Raw genomic sequence first — 15,960 nt, 5'->3', positions numbered from 1 at the left:
AATCCTTAGGGATCAGGACTCAAGATAAAGGACAAAAAATCATGTCTCGTATTGGTAAACGTCCAATTACTATTCCCGCCAAAGTGGAAGTGACAATCGATGGCAGCAAGGTTCTAGTCAAAGGCCCCAAAGGTCAACTTTCTCGCACCTTGTCTACCAATGTCATTGTCTCCAAAGAAGGGGAAATATTACAAGTAAACCGTCGCGATGACACTCGCGTTTCTAGGCAAATGCACGGTTTAAGCCGTACCTTGGTGGCTAACATGGTCGAGGGAGTATCCCAAGGTTTTCAGCGCCGCTTGGAAATTCAAGGTGTGGGTTACCGGGCACAAGTTCAAGGTCGTAACCTCGTTTTGAATATTGGTTACAGCCATCAAGTCCAAATTGTTCCACCAGAGGGAATTCAGTTTGCTGTGGAAAATAACACTAACGTCGTCGTCAGTGGTTATGACAAAGAAATGGTAGGTAACACAGCTGCAAAGATTCGCGCTGTTCGTCCCCCAGAACCCTACAAAGGTAAAGGGATTCGTTATGTCGGTGAAGTAGTTAGACGCAAAGCTGGTAAGACTGGTAAGAGTGGTAAGAAGTAACAATGAAACTTACTCGTAGAGAATCAAAACAGCGTCGCCATCGGCGCGTTCGTGGTAAAGTTAGCGGCTCCCCAGAACGTCCGCGTTTAGCCGTGTTTCGTTCCAACGAACATATTTACGCTCAAGTAATTGATGATACACAGCATCATACATTAGTAGCAGCCTCGAGTGTTGAACCAGAGTTGAAATCTAATTTAACTACAGGCGCTAGTTGTGAGGCATCAGCCCAAGTTGGCAAGTTGATAGCAGTGCGATTGTTAGAAAAAGGAATTACCAAAGTAGTCTTTGATCGCGGTGGCAACTTATATCATGGTCGTATCAAAGCCCTAGCTGATGCGGCACGGGAAGCTGGTTTAGATTTCTAAAGTCATTAGTCATTAGTCATTAGTCATTGGCTAAGGACAAAAGACAAAAGACAAAAGACAACTGACTAATAGAGAGCATTTGATTATGGCAACTGGTCGTCGTAAAGCTAACCGCACAAAAAAAGAAGAAACCAACTGGCAAGAGCGCGTCATCCAGATTCGACGGGTGAGTAAGGTCGTTAAGGGAGGTAAAAAACTCAGCTTCCGAGCCATTGTGGTCGTTGGTAATGAACGTGGACAAGTTGGTGTAGGAGTAGGCAAAGCCTCAGATGTCATCGGTGCTGTTAAAAAAGGCGTAGCCGACGGCAAAAAACATCTCATAGACATCCCCATGACTAAATCCAATTCCATTCCCCATCCTATTGATGGTGTGGGTGGCGGTGCTAAGGTGATCATGCGTCCTGCTTCACCTGGTACTGGGGTAATTGCCGGCGGTGCTGTCCGGACTGTACTGGAATTGGCTGGTGTTCGTAACATCTTGGCAAAGCAACTGGGTTCCAACAATCCACTCAATAATGCTAGAGCCGCAGTGAATGCTTTATCTACACTACGTACTATTGCTGAAGTGGCTGAAGACCGGGGTATTCCTATTGAAAAACTCTATATTTAGAATTTTTTGTCCTCATACCCTGGGGAAATTAAGCTGCAACAGTGGATCTAGTCATGTTGTGCAGTATCAACTGAACTTCAGTTAATGTCCAAGGGGATACTGGGAGTCGTTAACAAGCCTACTAGGTCACTAGCTGTGATCAACTGCGTACACCAAAAAACGCAATAAAGCAAAAATTGAGGCTAGTGTTTTTACTCTACACTGGCTAAACCCCCAGTAAGATTACTTTCCAATCAGAGCTTTTGTGTAAACAATTACTAATTACATTATGAGACTCAATGATGTTAAGCCCCAAAAAGGTTCAAAAAAACGCCGTCGGCGCGTAGCTAGAGGTATTTCCGCCGGTCAAGGTGCTAGCGCTGGTTTAGGTATGAGAGGTCAAAAATCTCGTTCTGGTAGCAGTACTAGACCAGGTTTTGAAGGTGGTCAACAACCATTGTACCGGCGCTTACCTAAGCTTAAGGGGTTTCCGATTGTGAATCGGAAAATTTACACTACGATTAATGTAGACAAGCTGGCTTCCCTTCCTGCCAATACGGAAGTCACTTTGACCTCTCTCAAACAGGCAGGGATCATTACTGCTGCTAAGGGTCCATTAAAAATTTTGGGCAACGGCGACTTGAATGTACCCCTAAAGGTACAAGCAGCAGCTTTTACAGGACAAGCTCGTAGCAAAATTGAGGCTGCTGGTGGTAGTTGCGAGGTCTTATAAGTGAGCCGGAAAAGCGCACTTTGCATTTCTTATCGCTGCCAGCGCCTGGTTCACCATGGAGGTAGCATTCTATGATCAGTCGAGAAAAAGCCCCAACGGCTCAAGAAACTTTTATGCAGATGGCCCAAGCAGCTGGCCTCAGAGGTAGGCTGCTTGTCACTGTCGGTATTTTAATTTTGGTTCGCCTGGGCATATTTTTGCCAGTACCAGGTCTTGATAGAGAGCGGTTCGCTGCGGCTATATCCAGTAATAATGCCGTCTTTGGTTTATTGGATATCTTTTCTGGACGTGGACTTTCCACTTTGGGAATTTTCGCTTTGGGGATTTTACCTTTTATTAATGCGTCCATTATTATCCAATTACTCACTGCGGCAATTCCATCTTTAGAAAACTTACAGAAAAATGAAGGCGAGGCGGGTCGGCGGAAAATTTCCCAAATCACACGCTATGTAACTGTAGTTTGGGCAACTATTCAAAGTGTCGCTTTTTCGGCATTCTTTCTCCAGCAATTTGCCTTGAATCCAGGGATGGCTTTTGTGGCTGAAACAGCCATCGCTCTCACTGCTGGTTCTATGTTTGTCATGTGGGCATCAGAACTGATTACAGAACGGGGATTGGGAAATGGTGCATCATTGTTGATTTTTGTCAATATCGTAGCTTCATTACCTAAAGCTTTGGGCGATACCATTGATTTGGTGCAAGTTGGCGGTAGAGAAATAGTAGGCCGCGTGATCGTTCTGGTATTGGTATTCCTGGCAACAATTGTTGGTATTGTTTTTGTTCAAGAAGGTATCCGTCGCATCCCGATTATTTCCGCTCGTCGTCAAGTAGGTCGCAGAGTATTGGCGGAACAGCGCAGCTATTTACCCTTGCGGCTCAATTCCGGGGGTGTAATGCCGATTATCTTTGCTACTGCAATATTGAGTCTGCCACTGTTACTTGCTAATTTTACTGGCAAGCCCGAAATCGCCAACATTGTCAATACTTATCTCAGTCCCGGGGGTTCCGGAGCTTGGGTTTATGCTCTGGTCTATTTGGTCTCAATTGTTTTCTTTAGTTACTTCTATTCCTCATTGATTGTTAACCCAGTTGATGTAGCCCAGAATTTGAAGAAAATGGGATCTAGTATTCCTGGGATTCGTCCCGGAAAAGCTACCAGTGAGTATCTTGAGCGTGTGATCAATCGACTAACTTTTTTAGGTGCGATATTTTTGGGATTTGTTGCTATTATCCCCACGGCTGTTGAAAGTGCTCTGGGAGTACCAACCTTTAGAGGATTGGGTGCTACCTCTTTGTTGATTTTAGTAGGTGTAGCAATTGATACAGCAAAGCAAGTTCAAACTTACGTGATATCTCAGCGTTATGAAGGAATGGTGAAACAATAGTGACAGTGACGCGATTAATTTTCTTGGGACCACCTGGATCTGGGAAAGGAACTCAAGCTCAAGTTTTAGCTGAAGACTTGAAGATTCCCCATATTTCCACGGGGGAAATCTTAAGGCAAGCTATGAAAGAGCAAACTCCTTTGGGAATTAAAGCTCAAAGTTATGTCAATAGCGGCGATTTAGTCCCCGACCAGTTAGTACAGGATTTGGTACAGGAGCGGTTTAGTCAACCAGATGTTCAATCTGGTTGGATTCTTGATGGTTTTCCTCGCAAGGTCACACAAGCAGTTTTTCTGGAAAACTTTCTCTGGGAAATTAATCAGAGTGACGAACGGGTGATTAACCTTGATGCTCCAGACGAGGAGGTGGTAGCACGTTTACTAGCTAGAGGACGAAAAGATGATACCGAAGAGGTAATTCGTCATCGTTTGGATGTTTACCGTGCTGAGACTGCACCATTGATTGACTATTACCGCCATCGCCATAAACTTCTAACAGTCAACGGCCATCAGCCCCAAGAAGAAGTCACTCACAAATTGCGAACAATCATCACTTCATAAGGTAAGAGTGGGAGTAAAAGTTATTACTTACTCCCTAGTCCAGACGCGATTAATCGCGTCTATTTCCCGTGTGGACAAGATGTTCGCCAATTTTAGCTAAGATATATTAATAAACTGTTGATATATTTCTCAAAATGTGTTCTTTTGCAGATGAAAGACTGCAATTGAATCCAGAGGAGATTGTTGAATTGAGGAAAAAACAAATTGTCTAAGCAAGATTTGATCGAAATGGAAGGCACTGTGACTGAATCCCTGCCCAATGCGATGTTTCGCGTTGACTTGGACAATGGATTCAATGTCTTGGCACACATTTCCGGTAAGATTCGCCGTAATTACATCAAGATTTTACCTGGCGATCGCGTCAAAGTCGAGTTAACTCCCTACGACCTGACAAAAGGCAGAATCACCTATAGACTGCGGAAAAAATAGTTATATGTAGCAAATTTTACCATAAAACCATGTTTTTGGGTTCTACCCACTTACTAAACTGAATTAATTTTCCTAAAAATGCTATAATTTACTATTTGGAGTCAATTAGAAAAGGCATGAAAGTTCGAGCCTCAGTGAAAAAAATCTGTGACAAATGTAACGTAATCCGTCGTCGCGGACGGGTTATGGTGATTTGCGCGAATCCGAAGCACAAACAACGCCAAGGCTAACACTCTGACACATCAAAGAGTGAAATCACAGAATCACCATTAAAGAAAACAAAGGTAATTAATCAGGCCTTTGTAAGAGTAATTGCGATAACAATAGGGAGAAATTAGTTGTGGCACGTATTTCCGGAGTAGACCTTCCACGCGATAAGCGTGTTGAAATTGGTCTGACTTACATTTACGGAATAGGATTAACAAGGTCTCAGGAAATTTTAGCCGTTACAGGTGTAAACCCAGATACCCGCGTTAAAGACTTAAGTGATGCTGATGTAGCAGCCCTGCGCGGCGAAATAGAAACTAACTATCAAGTTGAAGGCGACTTGCGGCGGTTAGAAGCCATGAACATCAAGCGCTTGATTGATATTGGTTGCTACAGAGGTCGTCGTCACAGGATGGGCTTACCAGTGAGAGGTCAAAGAACTCGCACTAATGCTAGAACCCGTCGGGGGAGAAGGCAGACAGTGGCTGGAAAGAAAAAGGCTCCAGGCAAATAAACTTTCCATCCTGGCTAGTGTTGGCCTAGGTTACCCCAGGAAAGACAAATTTTACCTTAGATTAACTAAACAGATATGGCAAGACAACCAACTAAAAAAGGCGGGAGCAAAAAGCAGAAGCGCAACGTACCCAACGGGATGGCCTACATCCAGTCTACTTTTAACAATAGCATTGTCACCATTACCGATCAAAATGGCGACGTGATCTCATGGGCTAGTGCTGGTTCTAGCGGTTTTAAGGGAGCAAAAAAGGGAACTCCCTTTGCAGCACAAACCGCCGCTGAAAGTGCAGCTCGTCGGGCTATAGATCAAGGAATGCGCCAAATTGAGGTAATGGTAAGTGGCCCCGGAGCAGGTAGAGAAACCGCTATTCGGGCTATCCAAGGAGCAGGGCTGGAAATTACTCTGATTCGGGACATTACCCCCATTCCTCACAATGGTTGCCGTCCACCCAAGCGCCGTCGAGTTTAAATCCAACCTGTTGGCCATTGGCTCTACAAACTCTTGCTGATGGATTGAGCAACTAGAAGTAAATCAGCTCTTCCTGTAGGGAGGGCTGCTCAACTTCAAACCATTTCAAACCATATCCTGAGTGCTGAAGATAAACTCAGTAACCTGAGTTTGTTTGGACAATCACCATTGGCATCACCTGTGTGACTACGGCTATAAATAAAGATCTCCCCTAACTAGGATGATCAAAATATCTATACTGCCCTTGAAAATTGGCAGTTGAATACACCTAGAAAAGCTAGGAAAGTAAAAGTAAATTCGGGAGGCAATTGATTTGCCTGCTAGCAGCACCTTAAAGAAGGGAGGCTAATCCGTGGCGCAGTTTCAAATCGAATGTGTAGAATCTAATACTGAGGAAAGTCGGAGCCATTACAGTAAATTTGTGCTGGAACCTCTAGAGCGTGGCCAAGGAACAACAGTTGGCAACGCGCTGCGGCGGGTTTTACTGTCGAATCTAGAGGGGACAGCAGTGACAGCAGTCAGAATTGCAGGTGTAACCCACGAGTTTGCTACAGTTCCGGGGGTACGGGAAGACGTGTTGGAAATACTGATGAGAATGAAGGAAGTAATTCTCAGAAGCTATTCTTCTCAACCCCAAATTGGCAGATTACTCGTTAACGGTCCTGCAACAGTCACTGTGGCGCATTTTGATTTGCCCGGTGAAGTGGAGGTTATAGACCAAACCCAGTATGTGGCTACCTTGGCTGAAGGTGGCAAGCTGGAAATGGAATTTCGCATTGAGAAAGGCAAAGGGTATCGTACAGTGGAGCGAGGACGGGAAGAAGCTACCTCCTTGGACTTCTTGCAAATCGACTCGGTGTTTATGCCAGTGCGAAAAGTTAACTACAGTGTGGAAGAAGCCCGTGGGGACGGCTCAGTTACCAAAGACAGACTACTATTAGAAGTTTGGACAAATGGCAGTATCTCCCCCCAAGAAGCACTATCCTCAGCAGCCGCTATTCTGGTAGATCTATTCAATCCATTGAAAGATATCTCCCTAGAGCCAACAGAAACAGGGGCTGAAATCCCAGACGATCCCACTGCCCAAATTCCCATAGAAGAGTTGCAACTTTCTGTGCGGGCTTATAACTGTCTCAAACGAGCACAAGTTAACTCTGTGGCAGACCTATTGGATTTTACCCAAGAAGATTTGTTGGAAATTAAAAACTTTGGACAAAAATCAGCGGAAGAGGTAGTGGAAGCTTTACAGCGCCGTTTAGGTATTACCTTGCCCCAAGAAAGAGGCTCTAAACACACATAAGCCAAAACTTTTACTAATTCATAGTGCATTATTATGCGTCACCGTTGTCGAGTCAAAAAACTCAGTAAACCAGCTGACCAGCGCCGCGCCCTGTTGCGAGCGCTAACCACCGAACTCATCCGTCATGGCCGCATCACTACAACTTTAATTAGAGCTAAAGTTGTGCGTAGCGAAGTAGATAAAATGATTACCCTAGCTAAAGACGGCTCCTTAGCAGCACGTCGGGAAGCTCTGGGCTATATCTACGACAAGCAACTGGTTCATGCTTTATTTGAGCAAGCACCAACTCGCTATGGTAACCGTAATGGCGGTTATACCCGCATCTTCCATACCGTTCCCCGTCGGGGAGATCAGGCGAAAATGGCAATCATCGAGCTAGTCTAGTTCATCAGTCCTTGGTCATTGGTCATGAGTCATTAAGTTAATGACAAAGACAAGTACCAACAGACGCAATCTCTATGTTAGAAAGCCACCAGCCTACGCCAACCCATCGAGTCGCCCTGGTAATTCAATACTTGGGCACTCATTTTCACGGCTGGCAAAGACAAAAGCACCATCGTACAGTTCAAGAAGAAATCGAAACAGCCATCGCAACGGTTCTTGGTTATCATGTCACTTTACATGGAGCCGGGCGAACAGATTCTGGAGTTCATGCAGCAGCTCAAGTAGCCCATTTTGAAGCTACAGGATTTATCCCGCCTCACAAGTGGGCATCAATTCTCAACAGCTATCTGCCTCAAGATATACTAATAAGGGCTTCAGCTGGTGTAGATAATCGTTGGCATGCTCGCTTTAGTGCCGCTTACCGACGGTATCGCTACACGATATACACTGAAGAACGACCGAACTTGTTCGTTAGACCCTTCAGTTGGCATTATTATTATGCACCCCTGGATGAACGCTTAATCCAAACTGCACTCGAACCTTTATTGGGGAAGCATCATTTGGCCGCATTTCATCGTGCAGGTTCCAAGCGATCGCATTCTTGGGTAGAGGTGCAAGCAGCAGAATGTCATCGTAGTGGGCCATTTCTTCATATTGAAATTCAGGCCAATGCATTTTTGTATGGCATGGTCAGGCTGTTAGTAGGGATGCTGGTACAAGTAGGCGGGGGCAAGCTAACACTTGCTAAGTTTACCCAACTCTGGAAACAAGAACACCGGGAAAAGGTAAAACACGCAGCCCCTCCCCAGGGATTGTGTTTGTTAAGAGTAGGCTATCCAGATTTTCCTTTTCCCCCAGAAATTTGGTACGAAACCCTGCCGAAGTTGGTCTTTCCTACAGCTATTCCCCAGGAATATCCCCAAACAGATACCGTTCACCTCAATTCCACACCCATCTTGTAAACCAAAACCCTAATGACAACAAAAACATACCTTCCTCCTCAAGCATCCCTTGAGCATGAGTGGTACATAGTAGATGCCACTGATAAACGCCTCGGCCGCCTCGCTGCTGAAATCGCTATGGTTCTCAGAGGCAAAAGAAAAGCCGAATATACTCCCCACTTGGATACAGGTGACTTTGTAATTGTCATCAATGCCGAAAAAATAGCAGTTACAGGCAAAAAGCGCAGCCAAAAACTTTACCGTCGCCATTCAGGCCGTCCCGGGGGAATGAAAACAGAAACTTTTGCTAAACTGCAACAGCGCTTACCAGAACGGATACTAGAACATGCTGTTAAAGGTATGCTACCTAAAAATAGTCTGGGTAGGCAGTTGTTCACGAAACTCAAAGTTTACGCTGGACCAACTCATCCCCACGAAGCCCAAAAACCCAAAGAACTAAAAGTTAATACAATTCCTGGAGCAGAAAATTAATGGTAGTGGTAGATATCAATAGTGGTCGCGCTGTGTACTGGGGTACTGGTCGTCGTAAGTCCGCAGTAGCACGGGTAAGACTAGTTCCCGGTGAAGGTAAGTTGATTGTCAATGGCAAGCCTGGAGAATTGTACTTTCAATTCAATGCCAACTACTTGGGACTGATTAAAAATCCTCTGGAAACTTTAGGCCTGGAAAACGAATACGATATTTTGGTCAAAGCTGAAGGCGGTGGCTTGACAGGCCAGGCTGACTCTATTCGTTTGGGAGTGGCTCGCGCTCTGTGTCAACTCGACCCCGATAACCGTTCACCTTTGAAAACCGAGGGCTACCTGACTCGGGATCCTCGTGCCAAAGAACGGAAAAAATATGGTTTGCACAAGGCCCGGAAAGCTCCTCAGTACTCCAAACGTTAAGCACATTGGGGGATTGGTTATTGGTAATAGAGACAATTGTGCCCCAGTCCCCATTCTCATCTGAAAGTTATAATTGATATAGGTTAAGGACAAAAAACATGGCTAAACCCGATATTCATCCCCAGTGGTATCCAGAAGCTAAAGTTTACTGTAACGGTCAAGTTGTCATGACTGTTGGCTCTACCAAGCCAGAATTGCACGTGGATGTTTGGTCTGGAAATCACCCCTTTTATACTGGAACTCAGAAGCTAATTGACACTGAGGGTCGAGTTGAACGCTTCTTGCGTAAATACGGTATGAGCAGCACTCAAGCCTCCGACGAGAAAAGCAAAAAGAAATAGCGGGTTGGCTCTGCTGTTAACCACGACCCCGCAACCGCTGGGTCGATTGTCGTTTTTTGCTCCCGCCAACTTGTTATTTGTAAGGAGCGATTTCATTCGTTATGGCTGAAACATACCTGCTAGAAAAACTAAAGTCTGTTGAACAAACCTTTAATGAATTAACCCGTCGTCTGGCTGACCCTGATACTGCTAACAATCCTGATGAGTATCAGAAAATCGCCAAGACTCGTTCATCCTTGGAGGAGGTGGTTAATACTTACGAAACTTGGAAAACGGCTACCGAAGAATTATTAGGAGCACGTCAGGTACTCAAAGAAGCCAATGGTGATCCAGAGTTGCAAGAAATGGCGGCTTTGGAAGTAGATGAATTAGAGGAAAAACTAGAACACTTAGAAAATCGCTTGAAGGTCTTGCTGTTACCCCGGGATCCCAACGATGAGAAAAACATCATGTTGGAAATTCGCGCTGGTACTGGCGGTGACGAAGCGAGTATTTGGGCTGGGGATCTGCTGCGGATGTACTCCCGCTATGCTGAACTCCAACATTGGAAAGTCAAACTGGTGAGCGAGTCACCAGGTGAAATGGGCGGCTTTAAAGAAGTAATCCTGGAAATTCAGGGTGATAGTGTTTACAGCAAGCTGAAGTTTGAAGCGGGAGTCCATCGGGTACAACGTGTACCAGCTACTGAAGCTGGGGGAAGGGTTCACACCTCCACCGCCACAGTGGCCATTATGCCAGAGGTGGACGATGTGGAAATCCATATTGATCCCAAGGATATTGAAATGACTACAGCTCGTTCCGGCGGAGCAGGTGGACAAAACGTGAACAAGGTGGAAACCGCAGCTGACTTGTACCACAAACCTACTGGGATCCGGATTTTCTGTACGGAAGAACGTAGCCAGCTGCAAAACAAAGAACGGGCAATGCAAATCCTCCGGGCGAAACTTTATGAAATGAAGTTAAGCGAACAACAAGAAGCTGTAACTTCCATGCGGCGATCGCAGGTGGGCACAGGATCACGCTCAGAAAAAATCCGTACCTACAACTACAAAGACAACCGCGTTACCGACCACCGCCTGGGACAGAATTACTCTCTTAATCCTGTGTTGGAAGGAGACCTCGAAACGTTGATTCAATCTTGTATCTCTCAAGACCAGCAGGAACGTCTAGCAGAGTTAGCAAGTGCTACCTCTAACTAATTTGTAGTTTTCTAATTTGTAGTTTTAAACCTCCTAGAAAACCGCTAGTTTTTCAGTATCTTTCAATACAGACAGGCGGTTTTCTAACGCAATGCTAAGTGCCTATGACATTTCACTGAAATAAAATAAATTAGTAAACCAGTAAGTTAGTAAAATCCTAAGTTAGTAAACTAATATAATTAAAATTCTCTAGCTATTGCAGCAAAGGTTGAATACAAGAAATATACAGCAGATTTCGTTCTTATGAAGTACAAATCATAATCATGAAACTTTTGTGGGGTAGGCATCTTGCCCGCCAATACTGTATATCACCACACCGGAAAGTTCTGTAAACGAAGCATACCCTAAGGTACACCATTGTCCAGCCACCTTGTAAATGCCTTAAATGCCTAGACTAATCAAATATTTTGATCCGCAAAAAAGTAAACTATTAACTGTAGTGGAAGTAAGATTACACCAGTGGATTTAGAAGCTAGAAGGAAACTGATTGAAGTAGTAAAAATGGCTCGTGGATCCATGAGTCAGAGGGGTTTTGGTAAGCTTCTCGGTGTTTCTGCCACTGCGGTGCAACTGTGGGAAAAGGGAGAATCCATCCCAGATACAGAAAACTTAGCCAACATTGCCGCCAAAGCAGGCTACACCATGGAGGAATTGCTTCACTACATCGGTGTCAAGCCAATGTCGGAATCTACGGATGTAAATCAAATGGTTAAGCACATCAAGTGTATGCCATTGAATGAAGTAGCCATAGTTGGTAGAGCTGTGATGGATAGGTTAGCTGCGGCTGCGGAAGCTGGGGGTAATTCCTAATTCCTGATTCCTAATACTTATTTGAGGGGAGAAGCTCTCTCCCTAGGGTAATTGGTGATTCGTAATTAACATGGGGAAAGATTTTTTCCTATTTGTCCTGATTAATCAATAACATAGGAGTTGTTAAAACTACTTAGGACAATTACTAATTCAAAATGGCCACAGCAACCCCCGAAAGCCTAAATAAATTTGTCAACTTTTGTCAGCAACACATCAAAGGAAAAGAAAAAAGGGAAGCGCAAACATTCCTAGACCGCTTTTTCAGAGCATTTGGACATGAGGGAGCCTTGGAAGCTGGGGCGAAATTTGAAGAACCCGTCAAAAAAGGAAGTAAAAAAGGTAAAACCGGGTTTGCTGACCTAGTGTGGAAACCCCGCGTATTAATTGAGATGAAAAAACGCGGTGAAGACCTGAGTAAACATTATTCCCAAGCATTTGATTATTGGACAAGGTTAGTACCCCAACGTCCCAAATATGTCATATTATGTAACTTTGATGAATTTTGGATATTTGACTTTGATATTCAATTAGATACACCTGTAGATGAAATATCCCTAGAGCACCTACCACAAAGGGCGGGAGCCTTTAGCTTTATGGAATTTGGCAATAAAACTCCCCTATTCAAAAACAACCAGGTAGAAGTTACAGAAAGAGCCGCCCGACCCATGGGGGAATTGCTTTTAGAATTACAAAACCGGGGAATTGAGAAACTAACCGCACAAAGGTTTATTTTGCAATGCGTCTTGGCTATGTTTGCTGAAGACAGACAACTGTTACCGCGGGATATGTTTATTTCTTGCATTCAAGACTGCATTAATGGCGCAAGTTCCTATGACCTTTTGGGCGGGTTATTCCGGGAAATGAATCTACCAGGTAAAACCCCAGCAGGACGTTATCAAGGGGTGGAGTATTTTAATGGCGGGTTATTTTCTCACATTGAAGCGTTGGAACTGACCCCAGAGGAATTAAAATTTCTGGATGTTTCAGCTAAAGAGAATTGGAGTAAAGTTAGACCAGCTATTTTTGGTAATTTATTTGAGGGGACAGTAGATAAACAAGAACGTCACGCTAAGGGTATTCATTACACATCAGAAGTGGACATTATGAAAATTGTCCGCCCTACCATTAGTCGTTATTGGGAAGAAAGAATAGAAGAAGCTAACAGCCTCAAAGAATTAGAACTACTTCAGTTAGAACTACAAAGTTATCGAGTTTTTGATCCCGCTTGTGGTTCTGGCAACTTCCTGTACATAGCCTATCAGGAATTAAAAAGAATTGAAACCCTGCTCTTGGAGAAAATCCAGGAAAATCAGAAATTAACCTCTAAGCAAATGCACATAGGTTTGGTAACTCCTATGCAATTTTATGGCATGGATACTAATTTATTTGCCGTGGAGTTAGCCCGAGTAACATTGATGATTGGCCGGAAAATTGCCATTGATAAATTACAGTTAACTGAGCCGGCTTTGCCTTTAAATTCTTTGGATAAAAATATTATCTGTGGGGATGCTTTATTTAGTCAATGGCCAAAGGTGAATGCAATTATTGGGAATCCGCCGTTTTTGGGGGGTAAACATATGAGAATAGCTTTAGGGGATGAATATATAGATAAGGTTTTTCAACAATTCCCCGAAGTTGAAGATTCAGTAGATTTTTGCGCCTATTGGTTCAGGTTAGCGCACCAACACCTTGATGAACATGGAAGAGCGGGTTTAGTTGCGACTAATTCTGTCAGTCAGGGTAAAAGTAGAGCCGCGGCTTTGGATTATATTACTCAAAATCAGGGTTATATTCATGAGGCTGTATCTACACAACCATGGTCTAGGGAGGCGAAGGTTCATGTAAGTATTGTCAACTGGTGTAAGGCTCAACCGGGTAAATACTATTTAGATGATGAAGTGGTTAGCAGAATTAATTCTTCTTTGAAATCTAGTATTGATGTTTCTCAAGCTGTGGGGTTAAAAGCCAATTTGAATAAATGCTTTCAAGGGGTGATTCCCCTAGGGAAAGGGTTTTTGGTGACAGAGGAGCAAGTAAAGGAATGGATAAACGCTGATGGGAAAAATCAAGAGGTATTAAAACTATTTTCCATGGGTGCAAATCTGGCGCAAAATCCCCATGGTAAACCAGAGCGGTGGATTATTGATTTTAATGATATGAGTCTTGAGGATGCGAGTGAGTATCAATTACCTTTTGAACACATTAAAATCAATGTCAAGCCAGAAAGAGATAATAATAGAGATGCTAAAGCAAGAAAATACTGGTGGAATTTTTTTTCCCCTCGTCCAGCTATGAGAAAAGCTATTTCATCTTTATCTTATTACTTTGCAGTACCCAGAGTTTCCAAATGGGCTATATTTATTCCAGCATCATCAAACTGGCTACCTGGGGACTTAAATATTGTAATTGCATCAGATGACTTTTACATATTAGGTATTCTTACATCTAAAACACATCGCCAGTGGGTAAAAGCCCAAAGTTCTACTTTAAAGGGAGATACTCGCTACACACATACCACCTGCTTTGAAACCTTTCCCTTTCCCCAGACAGCAACAGGGGAGATAGTAGAAAAAATCCGAGCCAAAGCTGTAGAACTCCATGAATATCGCACTCAACAAATGGAGTCTAAACAGTGGGGAATCACAACATTATATAATAAATTCCACAACGAACCCAGCAGCAAATTATATAAACTCCATGAGGAACTAGATACATTGGTAATGGAAGCTTATAACTTCAAAACCAACGATGACATTTTAGAAAAAATGCTGACATTAAATTTAGAATTAGCCGCAAAATAAGAACAAGGTCAAACCATAATATTATCCGTAAAATAGATACTGTGGGCATCTATAATTTACACTAAAAAATACAGTGAAAACAGACAGGAGTTGTATCGACTTTTGTAGAGTATTTGAAATTCTTGCTAATGCACCTAGAGCAGCTAAAAATTATTAATTTTTTTTAAGTATAACCAAAACATAGAAAAACAAAAAGTTCTGAGAATTGACGGTTTATTTTACTTCAAGTTACCGCTACAATAGATTTCGTTCTTATGAAGTACAAATCATAATCATGAAACTTTTGTGGGTGGGCATCTTGCCCGCCAATACTGTATATCACCACACCAAAAAGTGCTGTAAATTACCAATTATTAAATCATATTTCACCACATATTTAATAAGCTAAATTTCTGTTAATTTTCGTAATTATACTCAAGATGAATAGGTGGTAATAGTAGTATCTAAAAAAGAAAAAGTCATTTATTGACTTCATTATTTATTTAGTGCATATAACCGCCATGATTAATTCATTCCCATGCCTCTTGACCCAGAAAGGAAACGTATCACAAATTGAGGGTACATTGTCAAATGCAACCTTGGACAATGAAGGACCAGGGGGGAACACAGCAGTACACATTAACGGTTCAGACAATTCATTTGTTTCCTTTGGTACTCAAATCGGTCAATTTGGTACTGGGGATTTTACCCTAGCTTTTTGGTTGCAAACAAAAGAGTCCTATCGTTACTTTGACATAGCTGGCAACCGTGCAGCAGGGTCTCATGGCAACTTTTTCTGCATTCGCATGACCGGCAAACACGAATCTAGACCTGGTGGTATTATTGCATCTGAAGTAGACCAAGATCAGAATGGTACTAACTATATAGGCGTAGAAACTAAAACAGACGGCTTCAATGATGGAAAATGGCATCACCTAGCAGTAGTACGCCAAGGCAAATCCCTGAAATTATATATTGACGGGGTAATCTTAGGAAATGCCACTGGAAACGGGGTAGCCAATATTGCGAATGGTCAAGCCTTTAAGCTAGGCCGCTCCCTTGTGGGGGTTCACAACAAATTCGCCCCCGATGCTCGTTATAGCGGATTGCGTGTTTACGACACAGCCTTGAATGACAGTGAGATATCCAGTTTATTTTCCACCGCCACCGCCACTAAACTACCAACAAATAGTAAAATTAAACTCAAGTCGTGGAAAGGAGATTATTTACATCGTCCTGACACAGCACAAGGTGTAACAACCTGGAATACTGGTATTGGTAACGAGTGGATAGTTGAATCAATCAGTGACAACAAAATCAAACTCAAGTCGTGGAAAGGAGATTATTTACATCGTCCTGACATAGCACAAGGTGTAACAACCTGGAATGCTGGTGTTGGTAACGAGTGGATACTTGAGTTGATTTCTACAGTTGAGCAAACAGTGGTAAACAAT

20 protein-coding genes are annotated in these 15,960 nt (G+C 43.2%); all 20 read left to right on the top strand.

Annotated features, from left to right (window positions below; genetic code table 11):
• Positions 1-41: 41 nt before the first annotated feature.
• Positions 42-590: a 50S ribosomal protein L6 gene (rplF, locus tag NWP25_RS06150; RefSeq protein WP_280650579.1), complete on the top strand. Its 549-nt coding sequence runs from the start codon at positions 42-44 to the stop codon at positions 588-590.
• 2 nt (positions 591-592) lie between these two features.
• Positions 593-955, top strand: coding sequence for a 50S ribosomal protein L18 (rplR, locus tag NWP25_RS06145; RefSeq protein WP_280650580.1), 363 nt, complete (start codon positions 593-595; stop codon positions 953-955).
• A gap of 85 nt (positions 956-1,040) precedes the next feature.
• Positions 1,041-1,565: a 30S ribosomal protein S5 gene (gene rpsE / locus NWP25_RS06140; protein WP_280650581.1), complete on the top strand. Its 525-nt coding sequence runs from the start codon at positions 1,041-1,043 to the stop codon at positions 1,563-1,565.
• A gap of 268 nt (positions 1,566-1,833) precedes the next feature.
• Entirely contained in the window at positions 1,834-2,277 is a 444-nt protein-coding gene (gene rplO, locus NWP25_RS06135; RefSeq protein WP_280650582.1) for a 50S ribosomal protein L15, read from the top strand.
• 71 nt (positions 2,278-2,348) lie between these two features.
• Positions 2,349-3,662 carry a preprotein translocase subunit SecY gene (secY, locus tag NWP25_RS06130; protein WP_280650583.1) on the top strand — a complete coding sequence of 438 codons (1,314 nt, stop codon included), beginning with the start codon at positions 2,349-2,351 and terminating at the stop codon, positions 3,660-3,662.
• A gap of 5 nt (positions 3,663-3,667) precedes the next feature.
• On the top strand, positions 3,668-4,222 hold the full coding sequence (locus tag NWP25_RS06125) for an adenylate kinase (protein ID WP_280650600.1): 555 nt from the start codon (positions 3,668-3,670) through the stop codon (positions 4,220-4,222).
• 204 nt (positions 4,223-4,426) lie between these two features.
• Entirely contained in the window at positions 4,427-4,651 is a 225-nt protein-coding gene (infA, locus tag NWP25_RS06120) for a translation initiation factor IF-1 (RefSeq protein ID WP_006276978.1), read from the top strand.
• 116 nt (positions 4,652-4,767) lie between these two features.
• Positions 4,768-4,881, top strand: a complete 114-nt coding sequence (gene rpmJ / locus NWP25_RS06115) for a 50S ribosomal protein L36 (protein ID WP_280650584.1) — start codon at positions 4,768-4,770, stop codon at positions 4,879-4,881.
• 110 nt (positions 4,882-4,991) lie between these two features.
• Positions 4,992-5,372 carry a 30S ribosomal protein S13 gene (gene rpsM, locus NWP25_RS06110; RefSeq protein ID WP_280650585.1) on the top strand — a complete coding sequence of 127 codons (381 nt, stop codon included), beginning with the start codon at positions 4,992-4,994 and terminating at the stop codon, positions 5,370-5,372.
• Between the two features lie 75 nt (positions 5,373-5,447).
• Positions 5,448-5,843, top strand: coding sequence for a 30S ribosomal protein S11 (gene rpsK, locus NWP25_RS06105; protein WP_271732200.1), 396 nt, complete (start codon positions 5,448-5,450; stop codon positions 5,841-5,843).
• A gap of 352 nt (positions 5,844-6,195) precedes the next feature.
• On the top strand, positions 6,196-7,143 hold the full coding sequence (locus NWP25_RS06100; RefSeq protein WP_280650586.1) for a DNA-directed RNA polymerase subunit alpha: 948 nt from the start codon (positions 6,196-6,198) through the stop codon (positions 7,141-7,143).
• A 33-nt stretch (positions 7,144-7,176) separates the two neighbouring features.
• Positions 7,177-7,527, top strand: coding sequence for a 50S ribosomal protein L17 (gene rplQ / locus NWP25_RS06095; RefSeq protein ID WP_280650587.1), 351 nt, complete (start codon positions 7,177-7,179; stop codon positions 7,525-7,527).
• 74 nt (positions 7,528-7,601) lie between these two features.
• Positions 7,602-8,489 carry a tRNA pseudouridine(38-40) synthase TruA gene (truA, locus tag NWP25_RS06090; protein WP_280650588.1) on the top strand — a complete coding sequence of 296 codons (888 nt, stop codon included), beginning with the start codon at positions 7,602-7,604 and terminating at the stop codon, positions 8,487-8,489.
• A 12-nt stretch (positions 8,490-8,501) separates the two neighbouring features.
• Positions 8,502-8,960, top strand: a complete 459-nt coding sequence (gene rplM, locus NWP25_RS06085; RefSeq protein ID WP_280650589.1) for a 50S ribosomal protein L13 — start codon at positions 8,502-8,504, stop codon at positions 8,958-8,960.
• Positions 8,960-9,376 (top strand): 30S ribosomal protein S9, encoded by a 417-nt coding sequence (gene rpsI / locus NWP25_RS06080; protein ID WP_280650590.1) that lies wholly within the window; start codon positions 8,960-8,962, stop codon positions 9,374-9,376. The genes rplM and rpsI overlap by 1 nt, the downstream gene beginning before the upstream one ends.
• A gap of 98 nt (positions 9,377-9,474) precedes the next feature.
• Positions 9,475-9,717, top strand: coding sequence for a 50S ribosomal protein L31 (gene rpmE, locus NWP25_RS06075; RefSeq protein WP_280650591.1), 243 nt, complete (start codon positions 9,475-9,477; stop codon positions 9,715-9,717).
• A 101-nt stretch (positions 9,718-9,818) separates the two neighbouring features.
• On the top strand, positions 9,819-10,916 hold the full coding sequence (gene prfA / locus NWP25_RS06070; protein WP_280650592.1) for a peptide chain release factor 1: 1,098 nt from the start codon (positions 9,819-9,821) through the stop codon (positions 10,914-10,916).
• A gap of 459 nt (positions 10,917-11,375) precedes the next feature.
• On the top strand, positions 11,376-11,726 hold the full coding sequence (locus NWP25_RS06065; RefSeq protein WP_280650593.1) for a helix-turn-helix domain-containing protein: 351 nt from the start codon (positions 11,376-11,378) through the stop codon (positions 11,724-11,726).
• 155 nt (positions 11,727-11,881) lie between these two features.
• A complete protein-coding gene (locus NWP25_RS06060; protein WP_280650594.1) occupies positions 11,882-14,527 on the top strand; it encodes a DNA methyltransferase in 2,646 nt (881 codons plus the stop codon).
• A 563-nt stretch (positions 14,528-15,090) separates the two neighbouring features.
• The coding region (locus tag NWP25_RS06055) for a LamG domain-containing protein (protein WP_280650595.1) at positions 15,091-15,960 on the top strand (870 nt) is incomplete at its 3' end.

Source organism: Umezakia ovalisporum Ak1311, assembly GCF_029891685.1.
Classification (GTDB): domain Bacteria; phylum Cyanobacteriota; class Cyanobacteriia; order Cyanobacteriales; family Nostocaceae; genus Umezakia; species Umezakia ovalisporum.
The sequence above is the reverse complement of the archived record's forward strand: the minus strand, read 5'-3'. Positions and strand labels throughout refer to the sequence as shown.

Bases quoted from the DNA above. Each gene is read 5' to 3' on its own strand.
- rplM (WP_280650589.1), top strand. From the start codon at position 8,502: ATGACAACAAAAACATACCTTCCTCCTCAAGCATCCCTTGAGCATGAG.
- secY (WP_280650583.1), top strand. From the start codon at position 2,349: ATGATCAGTCGAGAAAAAGCCCCAACGGCTCAAGAAACTTTTATGCAG.
- rplR (WP_280650580.1), top strand. From the start codon at position 593: ATGAAACTTACTCGTAGAGAATCAAAACAGCGTCGCCATCGGCGCGTT.
- rpsI (WP_280650590.1), top strand. From the start codon at position 8,960: ATGGTAGTGGTAGATATCAATAGTGGTCGCGCTGTGTACTGGGGTACT.
- rpsE (WP_280650581.1), top strand. From the start codon at position 1,041: ATGGCAACTGGTCGTCGTAAAGCTAACCGCACAAAAAAAGAAGAAACC.
- rpsK (WP_271732200.1), top strand. From the start codon at position 5,448: ATGGCAAGACAACCAACTAAAAAAGGCGGGAGCAAAAAGCAGAAGCGC.
- rplO (WP_280650582.1), top strand. From the start codon at position 1,834: ATGAGACTCAATGATGTTAAGCCCCAAAAAGGTTCAAAAAAACGCCGT.
- truA (WP_280650588.1), top strand. From the start codon at position 7,602: ATGTTAGAAAGCCACCAGCCTACGCCAACCCATCGAGTCGCCCTGGTA.
- rplQ (WP_280650587.1), top strand. From the start codon at position 7,177: ATGCGTCACCGTTGTCGAGTCAAAAAACTCAGTAAACCAGCTGACCAG.
- NWP25_RS06060 (WP_280650594.1), top strand. From the start codon at position 11,882: ATGGCCACAGCAACCCCCGAAAGCCTAAATAAATTTGTCAACTTTTGT.
- rpmJ (WP_280650584.1), top strand. From the start codon at position 4,768: ATGAAAGTTCGAGCCTCAGTGAAAAAAATCTGTGACAAATGTAACGTA.
- prfA (WP_280650592.1), top strand. From the start codon at position 9,819: ATGGCTGAAACATACCTGCTAGAAAAACTAAAGTCTGTTGAACAAACC.
- rplF (WP_280650579.1), top strand. From the start codon at position 42: ATGTCTCGTATTGGTAAACGTCCAATTACTATTCCCGCCAAAGTGGAA.
- rpmE (WP_280650591.1), top strand. From the start codon at position 9,475: ATGGCTAAACCCGATATTCATCCCCAGTGGTATCCAGAAGCTAAAGTT.